Genomic DNA, 17,258 nt, shown 5'->3' with positions numbered 1-17,258 from the left:
GAGAACCGATGAAATCGGAATCGTCCAACGCATGATATCCTCCTCGACCCCGTTGCCTGCCCGTTCCGAGGAATGGGGCGTGCGCCTGCTGGCGTTTCCGGAGCGAAGCCATGCGCGCGCCCTGGCCTTGCTGCTCGTGCTGGGGCTGGTTGCGTTCCTGCCGGGTTTCGCCAGCCTGCAACCGTTCGATCGGGACGAGCCGCGTTTCGCGCAGGCGTCGAAGCAGATGCTCGAGAGCGGCGATTTCATCGACATCCGCTTTCAGGACGAGGGCCGCCACAAGAAGCCCGTGGGCATCTACTGGCTCCAGACGGCCGTCGTGTCCGGCGCGGAAGCGCTCGGCGTGCCGCAGGCCCGCACCACGATCGCGCTTTACCGGCTGCCGTCGCTGTTCGGCGCCGTCGCGGTGGTGCTCGGCACCTATTGGGCCGCGCTGGTGCTCCTTGCGGGGGTGGCCAATGTGCCGGCGCGCCGTGCCGCCTTTCTGGCCGGGGCGTTCATGGCCGCGTCGATCCTGCTGGGGGTCGAGGCGCGCATCGCCAAGACCGACGCGATGCTCGCCGCCTGCTCGATCGTCGCCATGGCCGTGCTGGCGCGCGCGTGGCTCGCCCGTGCCGCCGCCGGCCGTTCCGCGCCGCTGCCCGTCTCGCTCGCCCTGCCGTTCTGGCTGGCGGTGGGCGTGTCGATCCTGATCAAGGGGCCGCTGCTGCTGATGGTCGCGGGGCTGGCGGCCGCCGTGCTGTGCATCCGCGAACGTTCGGCGCGCTGGCTTCTCGCGCTGCGTCCCTTGCAGGGGCTCACGGTGGTCGCCGCGATCGCGCTGCCGTGGTTTCTCGCCATCTGGATCAAGACGGGCGGCGCGTTCTTCGCGGAATCGGTGGGCAAGGACATGCTGGCCAAGGCGCAGAGCGGGCAGGAGCGCCATTGGGGACCGCCGGGCGCGTATCTGCTGGCGTTCTTCGGCACATTCTGGCCGGCGGCGGTGCTCACCGCCATCGGCGTTCACGCCGTCTGGCGCGAGCGGCGCGCGGATTGGGTCATGTTCTGTCTGGCGTGGATCGTGCCGACATGGCTCGTGTTCGAGATCCTGCCGACGAAGCTGCCGCATTATGTGTTGCCGGTCTATCCCGCCATCGCCATCCTGACGGCGTGGGCGCTGCTCAACGGCGACATCCACCGCAGGCGGCCGCTCGCCGCCGTCGCCACCGTGCTCATGCCGCTCATCCCGCTCGCGGTCGCGGTGGGGTTGAGTGTCTTCGCCTATCGTCATGACGGCACGGTGCTCTATCCGGCGCTGCCGCTTTTCGCGCTATCCGTGCTGCTTGCGCTGGCGGGCTGGCGCGCCTTTCTGCGCGAGCGGGTCGTGTCGGGCGCGCTGCTCGGCGTGGCGGCGTCGCTCGCGCTGTCCGTATCGGTTTTCGGCGTGGCGCAAACGCTGATCCCGGCGCTGAAGCTGTCGCCCCGGCTCGCCGCCGCGGCGAGCGGCCTCGATTGCGAGGACCCGCGGCTGGCGACGACCCGCTATCGCGAGCCGAGCCTCATCTTTCTCACCCGCACCGATCTCGTGCTGACGGATGGCGCCGGCGCGGCGGATTTCCTTGCCGGCGGCGATTGCCGCATGGCCTTCGTCGAGAAGCGCGACGAGGAGGCGTTCGCCGCGCAGCTCGCCCGGACGGCGCTCGTCCCGGCGCTGGTGACGCGTGTGCAGGGCTTCAACATCAATGGCGGACGCGCGATCGACATCGGCGTCTACAGAACCGCGCGCCCGGCCCCGCCCGCGACGCCGGGCCAGCAGCAGGAACGTTGACCGTGCAGGAAGTGCCTTCCCTTCGCCTGAGCATCGTGGTGCCGGTGAAAAACGAGATCGCCAACATCGCCCCGCTTATCGCGGAAATCGAGACCGCCTGCGCGGGGGTGGCGCCGTTCGAGATCGTCTACGTCGACGACGGCTCCACCGACGGCACGGCGGAGGAACTGGCGCGGCTCGCCGCGACGCGGCCGCATCTGCGCGTGCTGCATCATGACCGCTCGTGCGGGCAAAGCATCGCCGTGCGCTCGGGCGTGCTGGCGGCGCGCGCACCGGTGGTCGCCACGCTCGACGGCGACGGGCAGAACGATCCCGTCTTCATTCCCGACATGGTCGCCACGCTGCTGAACGGCCCCGCCGATGCCGGCCTCGTGCAAGGGCAGCGCGTGGGGCGCAAGGACTCCGGCTTCAAGCGAACGCAATCGCGCATCGCCAACCGGGTGCGCCGCTGGATCCTGCGCGACGCCACGCGCGACACCGGCTGCGGGCTGAAGGTCTTCTACCGCGACGTCTATCTGGCGCTGCCCTTCTTCAAGGCGCTGCACCGTTTCATGCCCGCTCTGGTGACGCGCGAGGGCCGCGCCGTGCTGCTCCTCGACGTGGTGGACCGGCCGCGCCTGACAGGCACGTCGAACTACGGCTTTTTCGATCGGCTCTGGGTCGGCATCGTCGATCTCGTCGGCGTGCGCTGGCTGATCGCCCGCCGTGGCGCGATTCCGATCGTCGTTGAGGACAAAAACGCATGTTGATCACCCTTTCGCAGGATGTCGGCGGCTATCTCTACGAAGTGTTCATCGAGAAATTCAGCATCTGGCTGGCGCTCGGCCTGCTCGGACAGGCGCTGTTCTCGGCGCGCTTTCTCGTGCAATGGATCGCCAGCGAGCGGGCCGGGCGCAGCGTCGTGCCGGTCGCCTTCTGGTTCTTCTCCATCGGCGGCGGCCTGATCACGCTCGTCTACGGCCTCATCCAGCGCGAGCCGGTGATCATTCTCGGGCAATCGCTGAGCCTGTTCATCTATGCGCGCAACCTGATGCTGATCGTCAAGGAGCGCCGGCGCGGCAAGCGGCAGGCCGGGGGCGACACCGCCACGGGAGAGTGACATGAGCGGCGATTCGAGCGGCATCCTGCCTCCTTTCGACCATGAGCGCCGCGAGCCCGCACCCGCGATGCCGCGCCCCGACAAGCCGGCGCTGCCGAAGCGTTTCTACCGGCGCGCCCATGCGGAAGTGCGCGATGGTCTGCACGCGCTCCTGCTCGACAGCCGCGCCGCGCTGACGCCCGGCCGCGCGCCGCTCGCGGTGCCGCACGCCGGGGTTGCGGAGGCGCTCGTGGCGGAGTGGCAGGCGCAGACACAGGTCATCGATCCCGCGACCATGCCGATGACGCGCCTCGTCAATTCGATCATCGACGGCGTGTCCCGTGCCCAGCCGGAAGTGGCGGCGGAAATCGCGCGCTATGCCACGTCCGACCTGCTGTGCTATCGCGCCGATTCACCGGACAGGCTCGTTCAGCGGCAGGCGCTGTTGTGGGACCCGCTGCTGGAATGGGCGCACGAGGCGCTCGGCGCGCGGTTCTTCCTCGCGCAGGGCGTGATGTTCGTCGAGCAGCCGGCGCAAAGCCGCGATGCCGTGGCGCGGGCGATCGCGGCGCAGACGTCGCCCTATGCCATCGGCGGCCTGCATGTGCTCACCACGCTGACGGGCTCCGCGCTGATCGCGCTCGCCGTCGCCCATCGCCACCTCACGCCGGAAGCCGCCTGGACGGCGGCGCATGTCGATGAGGACGTGCAGGCGGAAATCTGGGGCGTGGACGCGGAAGCCGCCGCGCGGCGGGCGGCGCGGCTGATCGAGTTCACGGCGGCGGCGACGCTGGTGGATCTCGCGTGGTCGCGCTGACGCTTTACGCCTCCGCGTCGATGAAGCGCTGACCGGCGAGATAGGCCAGCAGCCGCTCCCGAAAGCGCCGGAACGCCGGCGTCAACGGCATCGCGGCGGCGGGTGGCGCGCCGTCCGAATCCGGCTTATAAAGCGCCTGCATCCATGCGGGGCCTTGCCAGCGATCGCGTTGCCACGGTTTCGGATCGTTGACGAAATGCAGCACGACCGGCGCGATGTCGCGCAGAAGATCGAGCAGCAGGAAATCGCCCATGAAATTGAAACGCGGCGACAGCGGCGCCCAGCATCCGCGCGTCACGGCATTCAACGCGCTCTGGTCGTGGAACCGGCACAGATCCGGCCTTGCGCGGGCGAAGGCGATGGCCCGCTCGGTGATCCTTTCCGCGAGCCAGCGCCGACGGTCGATCAGCTGCACGCCGGAATTGAAGTAGGGCGTGTCGAGCGCGAACCCGAGCTCCGCCCGATAGGCGCGAAACTCCGCCGTGAAGGGGCCGTCCTCGAAATCCTTGAGGAAGATCATGTCGAGCGCGGCGGCGAAGGCGCGGCCGCCGAGATCGAGATCGAACACGCGCCCGAGCCCCGGCCGCACGACCAGCGTGTCGCAATCCAGATACAGGATGCGCTCATACCGCGCCGGCAGCACGAACGGCAGCAGCAGGCGCCGATAGGCGGCCTCCGTCACATGGCGGCCGAGCGGCAGCCCGGCGACGGAGGCTTCGGCAGGATCGAAGGCGTCGGTGATCACCTGCAAGCGCCCGCCTGCGACCTGCCCGGAATGTTTTCCGCCTTCGTGAACCGGGAAGGCACCCTGAGTTTCCTTCCCGCAGGCGAGAGCCCCGGCATCGAGATCGTGCGGCGCGCAGACGATGGCGACGTCGATCGTCTCGTCGAGCCCGAAGCGCAGTAACCTTTGGGCCGCAAATAGGGCCGCGGAAAGGAAATTCCGGTCCGGCGTCAGGCAGATCAAGCGGCTGTTCGACATGAAAGAGAGTCACCCGGACGTTAATCGCCGCAAACGCGCACGGCGGGCGCATCGCGCCAACCTCAAGCCTCACAAGGGTTTTGGGACGATCGTCAGGATTCGTCAACCACACCCGGTCAGCAACGCTTAACCTGAACGGGGATTCAGATTTCGGCGTTAACCGGATCGTGGGAGGCGGCGCGCAATATTCAACGCATCAAAGGTTGATCACTGTCCTGCGTGCAGGATGGGGAGGCGTTGAAGATGATTAACAGTAAATTGCGTGCATTCATCGACAAGGCATATGACGATCGTGCAATTTCCGAATGGGATGTGCGGACATTGCTGCGCCATATACTTCCCGATGGTATTTCAAACCGCGAGGAAGCCAACGCCCTGATCGCGCTCGACCGGTTGGTGCCCAAGCCCTGCAACGCCTGGAGCGATGTGCTGATCGCGCTTCTCGTGGATTACGTGGTGTGGGCGGAGCGCCCCACCGGCGTGGTGCGGGGAGACGATGCGCACTGGCTCGTCTCGTCGCTCGGCGCGGCCGGCGGCCCGACACGCACCGCGCTGCGCGCCGCCCATGAAATCGTGCGCGAGGCGCAGGAAGTGGATGACATCCTGATCAACTTCATCCTCGCCAGCCAGCGCTTGCAGGATGCCGACGATGTGGTGCTGGAACTGCCCGCCCGCCGCCGCGCCAACGCCGCATAGCGCCTGCCGTCGTTTCGTGAAAAGCCGACAGGTTCCCGCTTCTTCGGTTGTAAGAGAGCTTTCGCGGTTTTCGTTCGTACCGGAACGGCTTTAACGGATCAGGCGCCCGGTTCCCGCGGCGGAGAGCCGAAGCGGTCCTTCAGCCAATAGGCGAGCATGCCGATCCATTCCCTGACGGTCATGTCCGTCAGGCGCAAACCGTCCGGCGCAATCGAGAACGGACGAAAATCGTCGCTGAAACGCCCGTCCGAGCGAAAATCGACCGGGTAGGGCACGACATCGAACCCCGCGCGGCGAAAGGTCGCCACGGAGCGGGGCATGTGAAACGCGGAAGTGACGAGAAGCCACCGCTCGCCCGGCTTGGGCTCCACGAGCCGCTTGCTGAAATAGGCGTTCTCAAGCGTGTTGCGGGACTGGTTCTCGTAGATGACGCGGTCGGGCCCGAGACCGGCCAGATCGAAGAAGATGCGCGCGCCTTCGGCCTCCGTGCGCTCCTCCGCGATCAACACGCGCGCGCTGCCGCCCGTGAAGACGATGCGCGCTTGCGGATTGGCCCGCGCCAGTTCCAGCGCCGCCACGAGGCGCGAGCCGCCTTCACCCACCCGCAACTGCCCGCGCGCGAAGGACGTCGCGCCGCCCAGCACGATCACACCGTCGACGCGGCCGGTATCCTGCGAGATATCGGGATGAATGTTCTCAAGCGTTTGCACGAAGAAGCGCGAGAAGGGCGTCACGCCCACCATGAGCAGCACGATTGCGGCCGCGAGCACCACGATCCGCGCCACGCGATAGAGGCGCGTGAACAGCAGCAGGCCCGCGATGATCAGCGTGAGCAGAAGCACGTTCGTCGGGCTCAGGAAGAACCACAGGATCTTGGAGGCTTCGAAAAACAATGCTCCGGCTCCTTTACTGCATAAGCCTGAAAGTGCGTGCATCTTTCAGGCAAGCCGGATGCAAAAGCAAGCAGCCGCGGCATCGTTCGATCATTCGTGATCGGGCGATGCCGCGGCAGGTGAGGGGGCAGGGCGGCGTGCATTCAAGCAGAATCGTCACGCCGCTCTCAATTCCATATTTTACCGTAACCTGCGTTCAAATCGATCAATCGGCTTGAACCCAAACTGCTCTAGAAAGCGTCCTGCTCCAGCGCCGTGATCGGCGCGGCGCCGGCCTGCAAGGCGCGATCGAGGCCGTACACCTGCGGTAGAACGCGCGCCACGAAGAACCGCGCCACGGCCAGCCTGTGCCTGTGCCGTTCGGATTCGCCCGTCTTGCCCGCGGCCGCCCCGGCGATGCGCACCCACATCCAGCCCAGCGAGACGAGAGCGAACAGGCGCAGGTAATCGGTCGCCGCCGCGCCCGTCTCCTCGGGATCTTTCGCCGCCTCGGCCCGCAGCCGCTCCGTCGCGCGCTTCAGCGTGTCGAACGCCTCGCGCACCGGCGCTGCGATATCCGCGATATCGGCCGGCGCCGCATCGAGATCGGCCGCGACGAGGCCGAAGAAGTGCTGCGGCAGCGCCCCGCCGTCGATGGACAGCTTGCGGCCCGCGAGATCGTGCGCCTGCACGCCGTTGGTGCCCTCGTAGATCTGCGCGATGCGCGCATCGCGCACGAACTGCTCCAGGCCCCATTCGCGGATGTAGCCGTGGCCGCCGAACACCTGCTGCGCCAGCACCGCGCCCTCGAAGCCGAAATCCGTGAACGCCGCCTTGATCACCGGCGTGAGCAGCGCCACGTTGCCGTCCGCGACGGCGCGCGCCTGCGGATCCTCGAGCTGCACCGCCTTGTCCATTTCCAGCGCCGTCCAGACCGCGAGGCCGCGCGCCGCTTCCACGAAGGAACGGACGGTGAGCAGCATCTTGCGCACGTCCGCATGGGCGATGATCGGCACCAACGGCTGCGAGCCGTCGGCGGAACGGCCCTGCAGGCGCTCCCTGGCGTAACGCGCGGCCTTCTGATAGGCGGCGTCGGCGATGCCGAGACCCTGGATGCCGACGAAAAGGCGTTCGGCGTTCATCATCGTGAACATGGCGGAGAGGCCCTTGTTCGGCTGCCCCACGAGCCAGCCGGTCGCGCCGTCATAGTTCATCACGCAGGTCGGCTGGGCGTGAATGCCCATCTTCTTTTCGAGCGAGCCGACCGAGAAGCTGTTGCGCGCGCCGAGCGAGCCGTCCGCATTGACGAGGAACTTCGGCGCGAGGAACAGGCTGATGCCCTTCACGCCCTTCGGCGCATCGGGAAGGCGCGCCAGCACCAGATGGATGATGTTGCCGCCGAAGTCGTGATCGCCGGAGGAAATGAAGATCTTGCTGCCGGTGATCTTGTAGGAGCCGTCCGCCTGCGGCTCGGCCTGCGTCTTGAGCAGGCCGAGGTCGGTGCCCGCGCCCGCTTCCGTCAGCGCCATGGCGCCGGTCCACTCGCCGCTGATCATCTTCGGCAGATAGGCGGCCTTGAGTTCGTCGCTCGCGTGATGGCCGATCGCCTCCGTGGCGCCGCGCGTCAGGCCGGGAAACAGGCCGAACGACAGGTTGGACGCCGACAGCATCTCATCGGCCAGAATCTGCAACGCGCGCGGCAGGCCCTGGCCGCCATAGGCCGGATCGCCCGACAGCCCGGACCAGCCCGCCTCCGCGAAAGCCCGATAGGCCTCGGCAAAGCCCTTGGGCGTGTGGACCTCGCCGTCGACGAGACGGCTGCCTTCCTCATCGCCCGGAAGGTTCAGCGGCTGGATGGTTTCGGCGAAGAAGCGGCCGGCCTCCTCCAGAACGCTGGTCGCGAACGCGGCGTTGACCTCCGAAAAGCCCGGTAGCGATGCCCCGAGAGCATCGATATCGAAAACCTCGGACAGAAGAAAAGAAATGTCGTCGATGGGGGGCGTATAGTCGGACATGGCTGGCGCTCCGGGTTTCGCGGAAAAACGATCCGCTCCTGATACGGAGCGGAAGCATATGCGACTTGCGTCATAGCAATCGACGCAGGTTGATGCATCTGAAAAAGTGCGCACTTTCTCCCGATGGGAGAAAAATGACTGCACTTTATAAGATGAATAGTTTCATTCAGAATTGTCGGACGTCAAATGTCATCCCGAATACGCCGGATTACATGTTCGGATAGTTCGGGCCGCCGCCGCCTTCCGGCGGCACCCAGGTGATGTTCTGCGACGGGTCCTTGATGTCGCAGGTCTTGCAGTGCACGCAGTTCTGCGCGTTGATCACGAAACGCGGATCGGTGCGTGCTTCCTCGTTGCCGTAGACGACCTCATAAACGCCGGCGGGGCAATAGAGGCGCGCGGGCTCGCCATAAAGCGGCAGGTTGCGCTGCACCGGAATCGACGGATCGGTGAGCTTGAGGTGCGGCGGCTGATCCTCGCCGTGCGCGGTGTTCGAGAGGAACACGGAGGACAGCTTGTCGAAGGTCAGCACGCCATCGGGGCGCGGATAGGCGAGGGGCTTCACCTGATCGATCTTCAGCAGCGAGTCGCAATCCCGCTTGCGGTGGCGCAGGGTGCCGAACAGCGAGCGCCCGCCGGTGAGCGTGGTGCACCACATGTCGAAGCCGCCGAGCGCCACGCCGATGAAGGTGCCGAAGCGCGACCAGAGCGGCTTGACGTTGCGGACCAGATTGAGATCGCGGCCGATGCTCGACGCGCGCCAGCCGCTTTCGTAATCCTGCAACGTGTCGTGCCCACGCCCGGCGACGATCGCCTCCACCGCGGAACGCGCCGCCAGCATGCCGGAGGCGATGGCGTTATGGCTGCCCTTGATGCGCGGCACGTTGACGAAACCGGCCGCGCAGCCGATCAGCGCACCGCCGGGGAAGGCGAGGGAAGGCACCGACTGCCAGCCGCCTTCCGTGATCGCGCGCGCGCCGTAGGACAGGCGCTTGCCGCCCTCGAACGTGTCGCGGATCAGCGGATGGGTCTTGAAGCGCTGGAACTCGTCGAACGGCGACAAAGTGGGATTTTTGTAATCGAGATGGACGACGAAGCCCACGGCGACAAGATTGTCCTCGAAATGATAGAGGAACGAGCCGCCGCCGGTGCCGCTGTCCAGCGGCCAGCCGAAGCTGTGCTGCACGAGGCCGGGCCGGAAGCGTGACGGATCGACCTGCCAGAGCTCCTTCAGCCCGATGCCGAATTTCTGCGGCGAACGGTCCTTGTCGAGCTTGAAGCGCGCGATGAGCTGCTTCGTCAGGCTGCCGCGCGCGCCCTCCGCGAACAGCGTGTAGCGGCCGCGCAGCTCCATGCCGCGGGTGAAATCGGCGCGCGGATGCCCTTCGCGGTCGATGCCCATGTCGCCCGTGGCGATGCCCGCGACCGCGCCGTCGTCGCCGTAAAGCACCTCTGTTGCGGCGAAGCCGGGATAGATCTCCACTCCCAGCTCTTCGGCCCGCGCGGCGAGAAAGCGCGCGACGTTGCCGAGGGAGCCGATGAAATTGCCGTGGTTGGACATCAGCGGCGGCATCAGGAAGTTCGGCAGGCGGACGCCGCCGGACGGGCCCAGCAGATAGAAATGATCGTCGACGACCTGCGTGGTCAGCGGCCGGTCGTCGGCTTCCCGCCAGTCCGGCAGCAGCGCGTCGAGCCCGCTCGGATCGATCACCGCGCCGGACAGGATATGCGCCCCGACCTCGGAGCCTTTCTCGACCACGACGACGGAAACGTCCGCGCCGCTCTCGGCGGCAAGCTGCTTGATGTGGATCGCTGCCGCAAGGCCCGACGGACCCGCGCCCACGATCACGACGTCGTAATCCATGGACTCCCGGCTTTGCGCCTCGGGGTTCTGGTCCGCTTCCGTCATGTTGTTTCCCTCCCGGCCCGCCAGACACGCCGCAGGCCCCCCGCCCGCGGCAGCCGAAACCCGCCCAAACAAGCGTTTGGCCTGTCATGTCAAACCAGAAGCGCCCGACAGGGTCAAGCCCCGAAGCCCGCTTCGGAAAGAAAATTGAACGAATTCCAATCTGGGATCAATGCGGAATTTGTCCGCCCGTGACGGGACGCCGCACGGGCTCTCAGGCGTTTTCGGTCTGGTGCCGGAAAACGTGCAGGATCTGCTGGCCGATCTCGGCGATGGTCTTGCGTCCGGGGCGATACCATGTCCTGACGGAATTGATGAGGCTGAGCAGCAGCAGCCGGTAGATGCCGCGATCGATGTGGGCGGGCAGGGGGAGCGCATCGACAAGCTCGACATAGGTGCGCTCGAAAACGTCGCGCCGGGCGATCAGCCGTTCGTGAAGCTCTGCCGGAATGTTGCGGAAGTCCGACACGAAGGGAACGGTGTCGACCTCGGGATCGAGTTGCAGTTCCAGATGGCGCACGCATGCGGCTTTGAGCCGCTCCCACGGCTCCGTCTCGGGCGCGATCGCCGCTTCGATCTGCTCGGAGGCATATTGCAGGGCGTGGTCGTGCACCGCGACGAACAGTTCCTCCTTGGAGCGGATATGATGGTAGAGGGAGCCGCCCAGCAGGCCGACGCGCTCGGCGATGTCGCGCATCGACGTGGCGAGATATCCCCGCTCGGCGAAGAGCACCGCGGCGGCCTGAATGATGTCCTGATAGCGGTCTCCCTGCGTGCCGCCGGACAGGGCGGCGCGGCGCGCGCCGCCTGGCAGATGTCCCGGCAACTGTTCTGGCAGGCGCTCGTCGGGAACCGCCGGGGCAACAGTTCTGTCCGCTTCGCCGCTTGCCATGTGCGCTTCTCCCGTCTGATCCGTTGCTGGCGATAATACAAAGTTTCAGCGGTTAGAAGAAGAATCGCAACTCATGCCGTCGGTCCCGGTCTCCGGGCGATATGACGATACGCCGTGCTCCATGGCGGACGCACGGATTCCGCGCCGAAAAAATTCCCCCGTTCCGGCGTCTGAAACAATCCGTCCACCATTCCACGCTACGGTGCGCCGCATGCCCGACGCAGGCAAAGCAGGCGCTCCCGGAAACCGCATCTTCCGGCGATTCCGGTCTTTCCGCATCCGGCGAAAAGTGCAAATAGCAGGGCGCACACGCGCCGATCTGCCTTTACCTGAAGTGGGACGCCATGTTTCGCCGCCTTTACGACTGGGTCATCAATCTTTCCCGCAGTCCGCATGCCATCTGGGCGCTGGCGGCCGTTTCGTTTGCGGAGAGTTCCTTCTTTCCGGTGCCGCCGGACGTGCTGTTGCTGCCGATGGCGCTGGCGCGCCCCGACCGGGCGCTGCTTTACGCCGGCGTCTGCACCGTCTCCTCGGTGGTCGGCGGATTGCTGGGCTATGCCATCGGCTACCTGCTCTACGATTCGATCGGCCAGTGGCTGATTTCCGCCTATGGCTACGGCGACAGCGTCGAGGCGTTCCGGCAGGCCTATGCCCAGTATGGCGAATGGATCATTCTCATCAAGGGCGTGACGCCGATTCCCTACAAGCTGGTCACGATCACATCCGGCTTCGCCGGCTACGATCTGATGTGGTTCACGATATTGTCGCTTATCACGCGCGGCGCCCGCTTCTATATTCTGGCCGGCCTTCTCCACCGCTTCGGCAACCCCATCCGCCAGTTCGTCGAGGAGCATTTCGGGGTCGTGCTGGGCGTGCTGGCCTTCTTCGTCGTCGCCGGCTTCGTCGCCGTGAAGTATGTGTTCTGACGGATTTCCGTCGCGTGCGTCCGGCGCCTGGCGCCGGCGCCATTTCCAAGGATGACGCTCATGCCGTCGCAGCCTGGAAGCGCATTCGCGTTTCGCGCTTCCGTCGCCGTCCTGGCCGTTTCGGTTCTCGCCCTCGCGGGCGCGTTCTTTTTCGAATACGTGCTGCGCCTGCCGCCGTGCCCGCTGTGCCTGATCCAGCGCTGGCCGTTCTACGCGGCCATTCCTGTCGCGCTCGCCGCGGCCGCTCTGTCACGCTCAGGCGGCGGGCGCACGGGGACGGCGCGCGTTCTGCTCGGCGCGCTGGCGCTGGCGTTCATCGCCGGCGCCGGCGTCGCGGCGTATCACGCCGGCATCGAGTGGAAATTCTGGGCGGGACCGGACAGTTGCAGCGGCGCTTTCAGCGTCGCCGCCGATGCCGACGCCTTTCTGCAACGCTTGCAAACGGTTCAGGTCGTGCGCTGCGACGAAGCGGCCTGGCGCTTCGTCGGCCTGTCGCTCGCGGGCTGGAACGTGCCGCTGTCTCTCGGCCTCGCACTCACAGCCGCCTGGGGCGCGCTGCGCAGGGTCTGACCTGACGGAAGGACCGCGCGGGATCGCACGGAAACCGTGCGCCGGGGTTCCGCGGCGTTTCGATTTCATGGAGTTTTGGTTCCATAATCCCGCTTATCGGAATCGGCCTTGTAAGCGCAAGGTGGGCATGCCGATGCGCTTTTCCGTCATAGGATACTTTCCCAATCGACTCCGCCATAGAAGATGCGGAGGATATGCACGCTGTCTTCCTCGACGGAAAAAGCGATCGTTATGCGCTTCTCAAAGCCGACAACACGCAGGCCGGGGCTGACATCATCCCGCCGATGGCCGCGTTCGGAGGCGATTTCGAGTCCGAGGCAAAAGCCCCAGATGCGTTCGACATATCGTGATGCGTTGACCGGACTGCCCGCTGCCGCAATATGGTCGTAGACACGGCGTAAATCTTCCCGCGCAGCCGGAGAAAATGCGACAGGACGAGATTTCACACGTTTTCCCCGCGTTTGGCGGCATGGTATGCGCGAAGCTCCGTGATGACCTGATCGGCGGGGATCATCCGTTCGGGATGCGCTTTCATCTCGTCATAGGTCGGTGCAACCTCCTCGCGCAGCCAACGCTCGATGACGGCGTCATGCTTCTGAAGCGCGCGCAGACCCGCCCTGACGACTTCGCTGCCGGAAGCGTAAGCGCCAGAATTCACCAGCCTGTCGATGAACGCGGCATGCTCGCTCGGCAGGCTAAAGGTTCGTTTTTCAGTCGCAGCCATAGATGTAATCTCCCTACCTTTGTCGGTATGAATATATCATACCCTCGAGTCGTGACGCATCCCTTTATTCAGCCGCCACCGACCGGTAAGCCGCCGGATCGTAGTTGAGGATCGGGGCGAGCCAGCGCTCGACTTCCGCCACGTCCATGCGCTTGCGCAGCGCGTAATCCTCCGCCTGATCGCGCTCCACCTTGGCGACGCCGAAGTAAAACGCTTCCGGGTGCGACAGGTAGAGCCCGGATACCGACGATCCCGGCCACATGGCGAAGCTTTCGGTCAGCTTCACGCCGATGCGCGTCTCCGCCTTCAGCAGATCGAACAGCGTCGCCTTCTCGGTGTGATCGGGCTGGGCCGGATAGCCGGGCGCCGGCCGGATGCCGCGATAATCCTCGCGGATGAGCGCCGCATAATCGCTCTCGCTCTCGTCAGGCGCGTAGCCCCAGAACTCCCGCCGCACACGCTGGTGCATCCGTTCGGCGAAAGCTTCCGCCACCCGGTCGGCGAGCGCCTTGACGAGGATGGAGGCGTAATCGTCGTTGGCGCGCTCGAAGCGCTTCGCGATGCGCTCTTCCGCCATGCCGGCGGTGACGACGAAGCCGCCGATGTAATCCGCCCTGGCCGTCTCCGCCGGCGCGACGAAATCCGACAGCGCCACGTTCGGCTTGCCGTCGCGCCGGGAGAGCTGCTGGCGCAGCGTATGGAAGGTTGCCAGCCGTTCCTGCCGGCTTTCGCCCGTATAGAGCGCGATGTCGTCGCCGACCGCGTTCGCCGGCCAGAAGCCGATGACGGCCTTCGGCGTGAACCAGCGTTCCTCCACGATGCGCTTCAGCATCTCCTGCGCTTCCGCGTAAAGCTGGCGTGCCACCGGGCCCTGCGTCTCGTCCTCCAGAATGTCGGGAAAACGCCCGCGCAGCTCCCACGACTGGAAGAACGGCGTCCAGTCGATATAGGGCACGAGTTCCCCCACATCGTAGGAACTGAAGGTGCGGGTGCCCAGAAACGACGGCACGGGGGGCGTATAGCCGGCCCAGTCGATGGCGACCCGGTTCGCGCGCGCCTTCTCGATGGGCACGCGCTTCTTGTCGGCCTCCGCGCGCGCATGGGCGGCGGAAACCTTCGCGTATTCCTCACGGATGCCGGCGATGTAGCCGTCGCGCTGCTCGACCGACAATAGCGAGGACACCACGCCGACGGCGCGGCTGGCGTCGTTGACGTGAATCGCCTGCCCGCGCCCGTAATTCGGGTGGATCTTCACCGCCGTATGCACGCGGCTCGTGGTGGCGCCGCCGATGAGCAGCGGAATGTCGAAGCCCTCGCGCTCCATCTCCGCCGCGACATGCGCCATCTCGTCCAGCGACGGCGTGATCAGGCCGGACAGGCCGATGATGTCGACCTTTTCCGTTCGCGCCGTATCGAGAATTTTCTGCGCCGGCACCATCACGCCGAGATCGACGATCTCGTAATTGTTGCAGGCCAGCACCACGCCGACGATGTTCTTGCCGATGTCGTGCACGTCGCCCTTCACGGTGGCCATCAGCACCTTGCCGGCGGACGACATCTGGTCGAGGCCGGTCTCGGCCTTTTCCTTTTCCATGAAGGGCATCAGCCACGCCACCGCCTGCTTCATCACGCGGGCCGACTTCACCACCTGCGGCAGGAACATCTTTCCCGCGCCGAACAGGTCGCCGACGACGTTCATGCCCGACATCAGCGGCCCTTCGATGACGTGCAGCGGCCGCGCGGCCGCAAGGCGCGCTTCCTCGACATCCACCTCGATGAATTCGGTGATGCCGTTGACGAGCGCGTGTTCGAGGCGCTTGCCGACATCCCACGTCCGCCACGTCAGATCGGCCTCGCGGGCCTGCCTGCCCTTGCCCCTGAAATCCTCGGCCAGCGCCAGCAGCCGCTCGGTATTGTCCTTTTGGCCGTCGTCCTTGCGGCGGTTGAGGATGACGTCCTCGCAGGCCTCGCGCAGCGCGGGATCGATCTCGTCGTAAAGCGCGAGCTGCCCGGCGTTGACGATGCCCATGTCCATGCCGGCCTTGATGGTATGGTAGAGAAACACCGCATGCATCGCCTCGCGCACCGGCTCGTTGCCGCGGAAGGAGAACGACAGGTTGGAGACGCCGCCCGAGATGTGCGCCAGCGGCATGTCATGGCGGATGCGGCGCGTCGCCTCGATGAAGTCGACGCCGTAATTGTCGTGTTCCCCGATGCCGGTGGCGACCGCGAAGATATTGGGATCGAAGATGATATCCTCGGGCGGAAAGCCGACCTTTTCCGTCAGCAGCTTGTAAGCGCGCGTGCAGATCTCGACCTTGCGGTCCTGCGTGTCCGCCTGTCCCGTTTCGTCGAAGGCCATGACCACGACGGCCGCGCCATAGCTGCGCACCACGCGCGCCTCGTGCAGGAATTTTTCCTCGCCTTCCTTCAGGGAGATGGAATTGACGATGCCCTTGCCTTGCAGGCACTTGAGCCCGGCCTCGATGACGGAGAATTTCGAGGAATCGACCATCACCGGCACGCGGGCGATGTCGGGCTCCGACGCCACGAGATTGAGGAAGGTGGTCATGGCCTTCTCGCTGTCGAGCAGGCCCTCGTCCATGTTGATGTCGATGACCTGCGCGCCGTTCGCCACCTGGTCGCGCGCCACGTCGAGCGCCGCCGGATAGTCGCCCGCCGTCACCAGTTTGCGGAAGCGGGCGGAGCCGGTGACGTTGGTGCGCTCGCCCACGTTCACGAACGGAATGTCGGATGTCAGCGTGAACGGCTCCAGCCCGGAGAGGCGCAGCAGCGGCTTGGGCCGCGCCGGCTTGCGCGGCGCCTTGCCGGCCACCGCCTGCGCGATGGCGCGGATGTGGTCGGGCGTCGTGCCGCAACAGCCGCCGAGGATGTTGACGAGCCCGGATTCGGCGAATTCGCCGACGAGCTTCGCCATCGCCTCCGGGCTTTCGTCGTAAAGGCCGAACTCGTTGGGCAGGCCGGCGTTGGGATAGGCGCAGACGAACGTGTCGGCCACCTGCCCCAGTTCCTGAATGTGGGCGCGCATCTCCCGCGCGCCGAGCGCGCAGTTGAGGCCGATGGAGAACGGATCGGCATGGCGCAGCGAATACCAGAAGGCGGTGGGCGTCTGCCCGGACAGCGTGCGCCCCGACAGATCCGTGATGGTGCCGGAAATCATGACCGGCAGCGCGACGCCCGTCTCCGCGAACACCTGCTCGCAGGCGATGACGGCGGCCTTGGCGTTCAGCGTGTCGAAGATCGTCTCGATGAGGATGATGTCCGAGCCGCCGGCGATGAGCCCCCTCGCCTGCTCGGCATAGGCGTCGCGCACTTCATCAAACGTTACGGCACGATAGCCCGGATCGTTCACATCCGGCGAGATCGACAGCGTGCGGTTCGTCGGGCCGATGGCGCCGGCCACGAAGCGCCGGCGGCCGTCCTGCCGGCGGGCGATGTCCGCCGCCTCGCGGGCCAGACGCGCGCCCTCGCGGTTGATGTCGAACACGGCCGATTCCAGCCCGTAATCCGCCTGCGCGATGGAGGTGCCGGAAAACGTGTTCGTCTCCACGATATCCGCGCCGGCGAGGAAATATTGCAGGTGGATGTCGCGGATGGCGTCGGGCTTCGTCAGCACGAGGAGGTCGTTGTTGCCCTTCAGATCCTGCCCGTGATCGCGGAAACGCTCGCCGCGAAAATCGGCTTCGGTCAGCCTCAGCCCCTGCACCATGGTGCCCATGGCGCCGTCGAGAATCAGGATGCGCTCCCGTGCGGCCTCCGTCAGCGCCTTGCGGACTTCGGCCCCGTCGACAACCGGCGTTTCACTCATGCTCTGATTTTCCCCGGACTCTGATTTTCCCTGGACTTTGATTTTCCCTGGAGCAATCTGCGTTCGAGTCGATCCATCCGATTGAACGCCAGTTGCGGTAAACCATGGAATTGAGAGCAGGATGGCGATTCAATCCGATCGCAT

15 protein-coding genes are annotated in these 17,258 nt (G+C 65.9%); 7 read left to right on the top strand and 8 right to left on the bottom strand.

The genetic code is table 11. The features are described 5' to 3' along the window. The first annotated feature begins 31 nt into the window (after positions 1-31). From ACOYJQ_RS05680 to ACOYJQ_RS05665, 4 genes are read left to right on the top strand one after another with little or no spacing between them, the layout of a single operon-like run. A complete protein-coding gene (locus ACOYJQ_RS05680) occupies positions 32-1,807 on the top strand; it encodes an ArnT family glycosyltransferase (RefSeq protein WP_433457033.1) in 1,776 nt (591 codons plus the stop codon). Further along, entirely contained in the window at positions 1,804-2,556 is a 753-nt protein-coding gene (locus ACOYJQ_RS05675; RefSeq protein ID WP_433457032.1) for a glycosyltransferase family 2 protein, read from the top strand. Before ACOYJQ_RS05680 ends, ACOYJQ_RS05675 begins: the two co-directional genes overlap by 4 nt. Then, a complete protein-coding gene (locus ACOYJQ_RS05670) occupies positions 2,550-2,906 on the top strand; it encodes a lipid-A-disaccharide synthase N-terminal domain-containing protein (RefSeq protein WP_433457031.1) in 357 nt (118 codons plus the stop codon). Before ACOYJQ_RS05675 ends, ACOYJQ_RS05670 begins: the two co-directional genes overlap by 7 nt. Before the next feature lies 1 nt (position 2,907). Continuing rightward, on the top strand, positions 2,908-3,702 hold the full coding sequence (locus ACOYJQ_RS05665) for an ATP12 family chaperone protein (protein ID WP_433457030.1): 795 nt from the start codon (positions 2,908-2,910) through the stop codon (positions 3,700-3,702). 4 nt (positions 3,703-3,706) lie between these two features. Here ACOYJQ_RS05665 and ACOYJQ_RS05660 read toward each other — a convergent pair whose 3' ends face one another. Further along, complete coding sequence (locus tag ACOYJQ_RS05660) at positions 3,707-4,684, bottom strand: glycosyltransferase family 8 protein (protein ID WP_433457029.1); 978 nt, start codon at positions 4,682-4,684, stop codon at positions 3,707-3,709. A 243-nt stretch (positions 4,685-4,927) separates the two neighbouring features. On the opposite strand from ACOYJQ_RS05660, the gene ACOYJQ_RS05655 reads away from it, so the two are divergent. After that, a complete protein-coding gene (locus tag ACOYJQ_RS05655; protein ID WP_433457028.1) occupies positions 4,928-5,380 on the top strand; it encodes a hypothetical protein in 453 nt (150 codons plus the stop codon). A gap of 98 nt (positions 5,381-5,478) precedes the next feature. On the opposite strand, the gene ACOYJQ_RS05650 is transcribed toward ACOYJQ_RS05655, so the two are convergent. The 4 genes from ACOYJQ_RS05650 to ACOYJQ_RS05635 form a co-directional block, all read right to left on the bottom strand. Continuing rightward, entirely contained in the window at positions 5,479-6,273 is a 795-nt protein-coding gene (locus ACOYJQ_RS05650; RefSeq protein ID WP_433457027.1) for a YdcF family protein, read from the bottom strand. Between the two features lie 230 nt (positions 6,274-6,503). Beyond that, on the bottom strand, positions 6,504-8,267 hold the full coding sequence (locus tag ACOYJQ_RS05645; RefSeq protein WP_433457026.1) for an acyl-CoA dehydrogenase C-terminal domain-containing protein: 1,764 nt from the start codon (positions 8,265-8,267) through the stop codon (positions 6,504-6,506). Positions 8,268-8,475: 208 nt separating this feature from the next. Then, positions 8,476-10,176, bottom strand: coding sequence for an electron transfer flavoprotein-ubiquinone oxidoreductase (locus ACOYJQ_RS05640; protein WP_433457025.1), 1,701 nt, complete (start codon positions 10,174-10,176; stop codon positions 8,476-8,478). Positions 10,177-10,387: 211 nt separating this feature from the next. Next, positions 10,388-11,065, bottom strand: a complete 678-nt coding sequence (locus ACOYJQ_RS05635; RefSeq protein ID WP_433457024.1) for a TetR/AcrR family transcriptional regulator — start codon at positions 11,063-11,065, stop codon at positions 10,388-10,390. Positions 11,066-11,409: 344 nt separating this feature from the next. Between ACOYJQ_RS05635 and ACOYJQ_RS05630 the strand changes: the two genes are divergently transcribed. Then, positions 11,410-11,991 carry a YqaA family protein gene (locus ACOYJQ_RS05630; RefSeq protein WP_433457023.1) on the top strand — a complete coding sequence of 194 codons (582 nt, stop codon included), beginning with the start codon at positions 11,410-11,412 and terminating at the stop codon, positions 11,989-11,991. Positions 11,992-12,051: 60 nt separating this feature from the next. Next, entirely contained in the window at positions 12,052-12,561 is a 510-nt protein-coding gene (locus ACOYJQ_RS05625) for a disulfide bond formation protein B (protein ID WP_433457022.1), read from the top strand. A gap of 146 nt (positions 12,562-12,707) precedes the next feature. Here ACOYJQ_RS05625 and ACOYJQ_RS05620 read toward each other — a convergent pair whose 3' ends face one another. From ACOYJQ_RS05620 to metH, 3 genes are all read right to left on the bottom strand, one after another. Then, on the bottom strand, positions 12,708-13,007 hold the full coding sequence (locus ACOYJQ_RS05620) for a type II toxin-antitoxin system RelE/ParE family toxin (protein WP_433457021.1): 300 nt from the start codon (positions 13,005-13,007) through the stop codon (positions 12,708-12,710). After that, positions 13,004-13,285 (bottom strand): type II toxin-antitoxin system ParD family antitoxin, encoded by a 282-nt coding sequence (locus ACOYJQ_RS05615; RefSeq protein ID WP_433457020.1) that lies wholly within the window; start codon positions 13,283-13,285, stop codon positions 13,004-13,006. Before ACOYJQ_RS05615 ends, ACOYJQ_RS05620 begins: the two co-directional genes overlap by 4 nt. A 64-nt stretch (positions 13,286-13,349) precedes the next feature. Beyond that, positions 13,350-17,114, bottom strand: a complete 3,765-nt coding sequence (gene metH, locus ACOYJQ_RS05610) for a methionine synthase (RefSeq protein ID WP_433457019.1) — start codon at positions 17,112-17,114, stop codon at positions 13,350-13,352. Positions 17,115-17,258: the final 144 nt, after the last annotated feature.

Origin of the sequence: Pseudochelatococcus sp., assembly GCF_050946405.1 — a bacterium.
GTDB lineage: Bacteria > Pseudomonadota > Alphaproteobacteria > Rhizobiales > Beijerinckiaceae > Pseudochelatococcus.
This window is presented reverse-complemented; position numbering and strand designations above follow the sequence as displayed.

Excerpts from the sequence above, each read along its gene's own strand:
- ACOYJQ_RS05680 (WP_433457033.1), top strand. The coding sequence starts at position 32 with ATGATATCCTCCTCGACCCCGTTGCCTGCCCGTTCCGAGGAATGGGGC.
- ACOYJQ_RS05670 (WP_433457031.1), top strand. The coding sequence starts at position 2,550 with ATGTTGATCACCCTTTCGCAGGATGTCGGCGGCTATCTCTACGAAGTG.
- ACOYJQ_RS05665 (WP_433457030.1), top strand. The coding sequence starts at position 2,908 with ATGAGCGGCGATTCGAGCGGCATCCTGCCTCCTTTCGACCATGAGCGC.
- ACOYJQ_RS05660 (WP_433457029.1), bottom strand. The coding sequence starts at position 4,684 with ATGTCGAACAGCCGCTTGATCTGCCTGACGCCGGACCGGAATTTCCTT.
- ACOYJQ_RS05655 (WP_433457028.1), top strand. The coding sequence starts at position 4,928 with ATGATTAACAGTAAATTGCGTGCATTCATCGACAAGGCATATGACGAT.
- ACOYJQ_RS05645 (WP_433457026.1), bottom strand. The coding sequence starts at position 8,267 with ATGTCCGACTATACGCCCCCCATCGACGACATTTCTTTTCTTCTGTCC.
- ACOYJQ_RS05640 (WP_433457025.1), bottom strand. The coding sequence starts at position 10,176 with ATGACGGAAGCGGACCAGAACCCCGAGGCGCAAAGCCGGGAGTCCATG.
- ACOYJQ_RS05635 (WP_433457024.1), bottom strand. The coding sequence starts at position 11,065 with ATGGCAAGCGGCGAAGCGGACAGAACTGTTGCCCCGGCGGTTCCCGAC.
- ACOYJQ_RS05630 (WP_433457023.1), top strand. The coding sequence starts at position 11,410 with ATGTTTCGCCGCCTTTACGACTGGGTCATCAATCTTTCCCGCAGTCCG.
- ACOYJQ_RS05625 (WP_433457022.1), top strand. The coding sequence starts at position 12,052 with ATGCCGTCGCAGCCTGGAAGCGCATTCGCGTTTCGCGCTTCCGTCGCC.
- ACOYJQ_RS05615 (WP_433457020.1), bottom strand. The coding sequence starts at position 13,285 with ATGGCTGCGACTGAAAAACGAACCTTTAGCCTGCCGAGCGAGCATGCC.
- metH (WP_433457019.1), bottom strand. The coding sequence starts at position 17,114 with ATGAGTGAAACGCCGGTTGTCGACGGGGCCGAAGTCCGCAAGGCGCTG.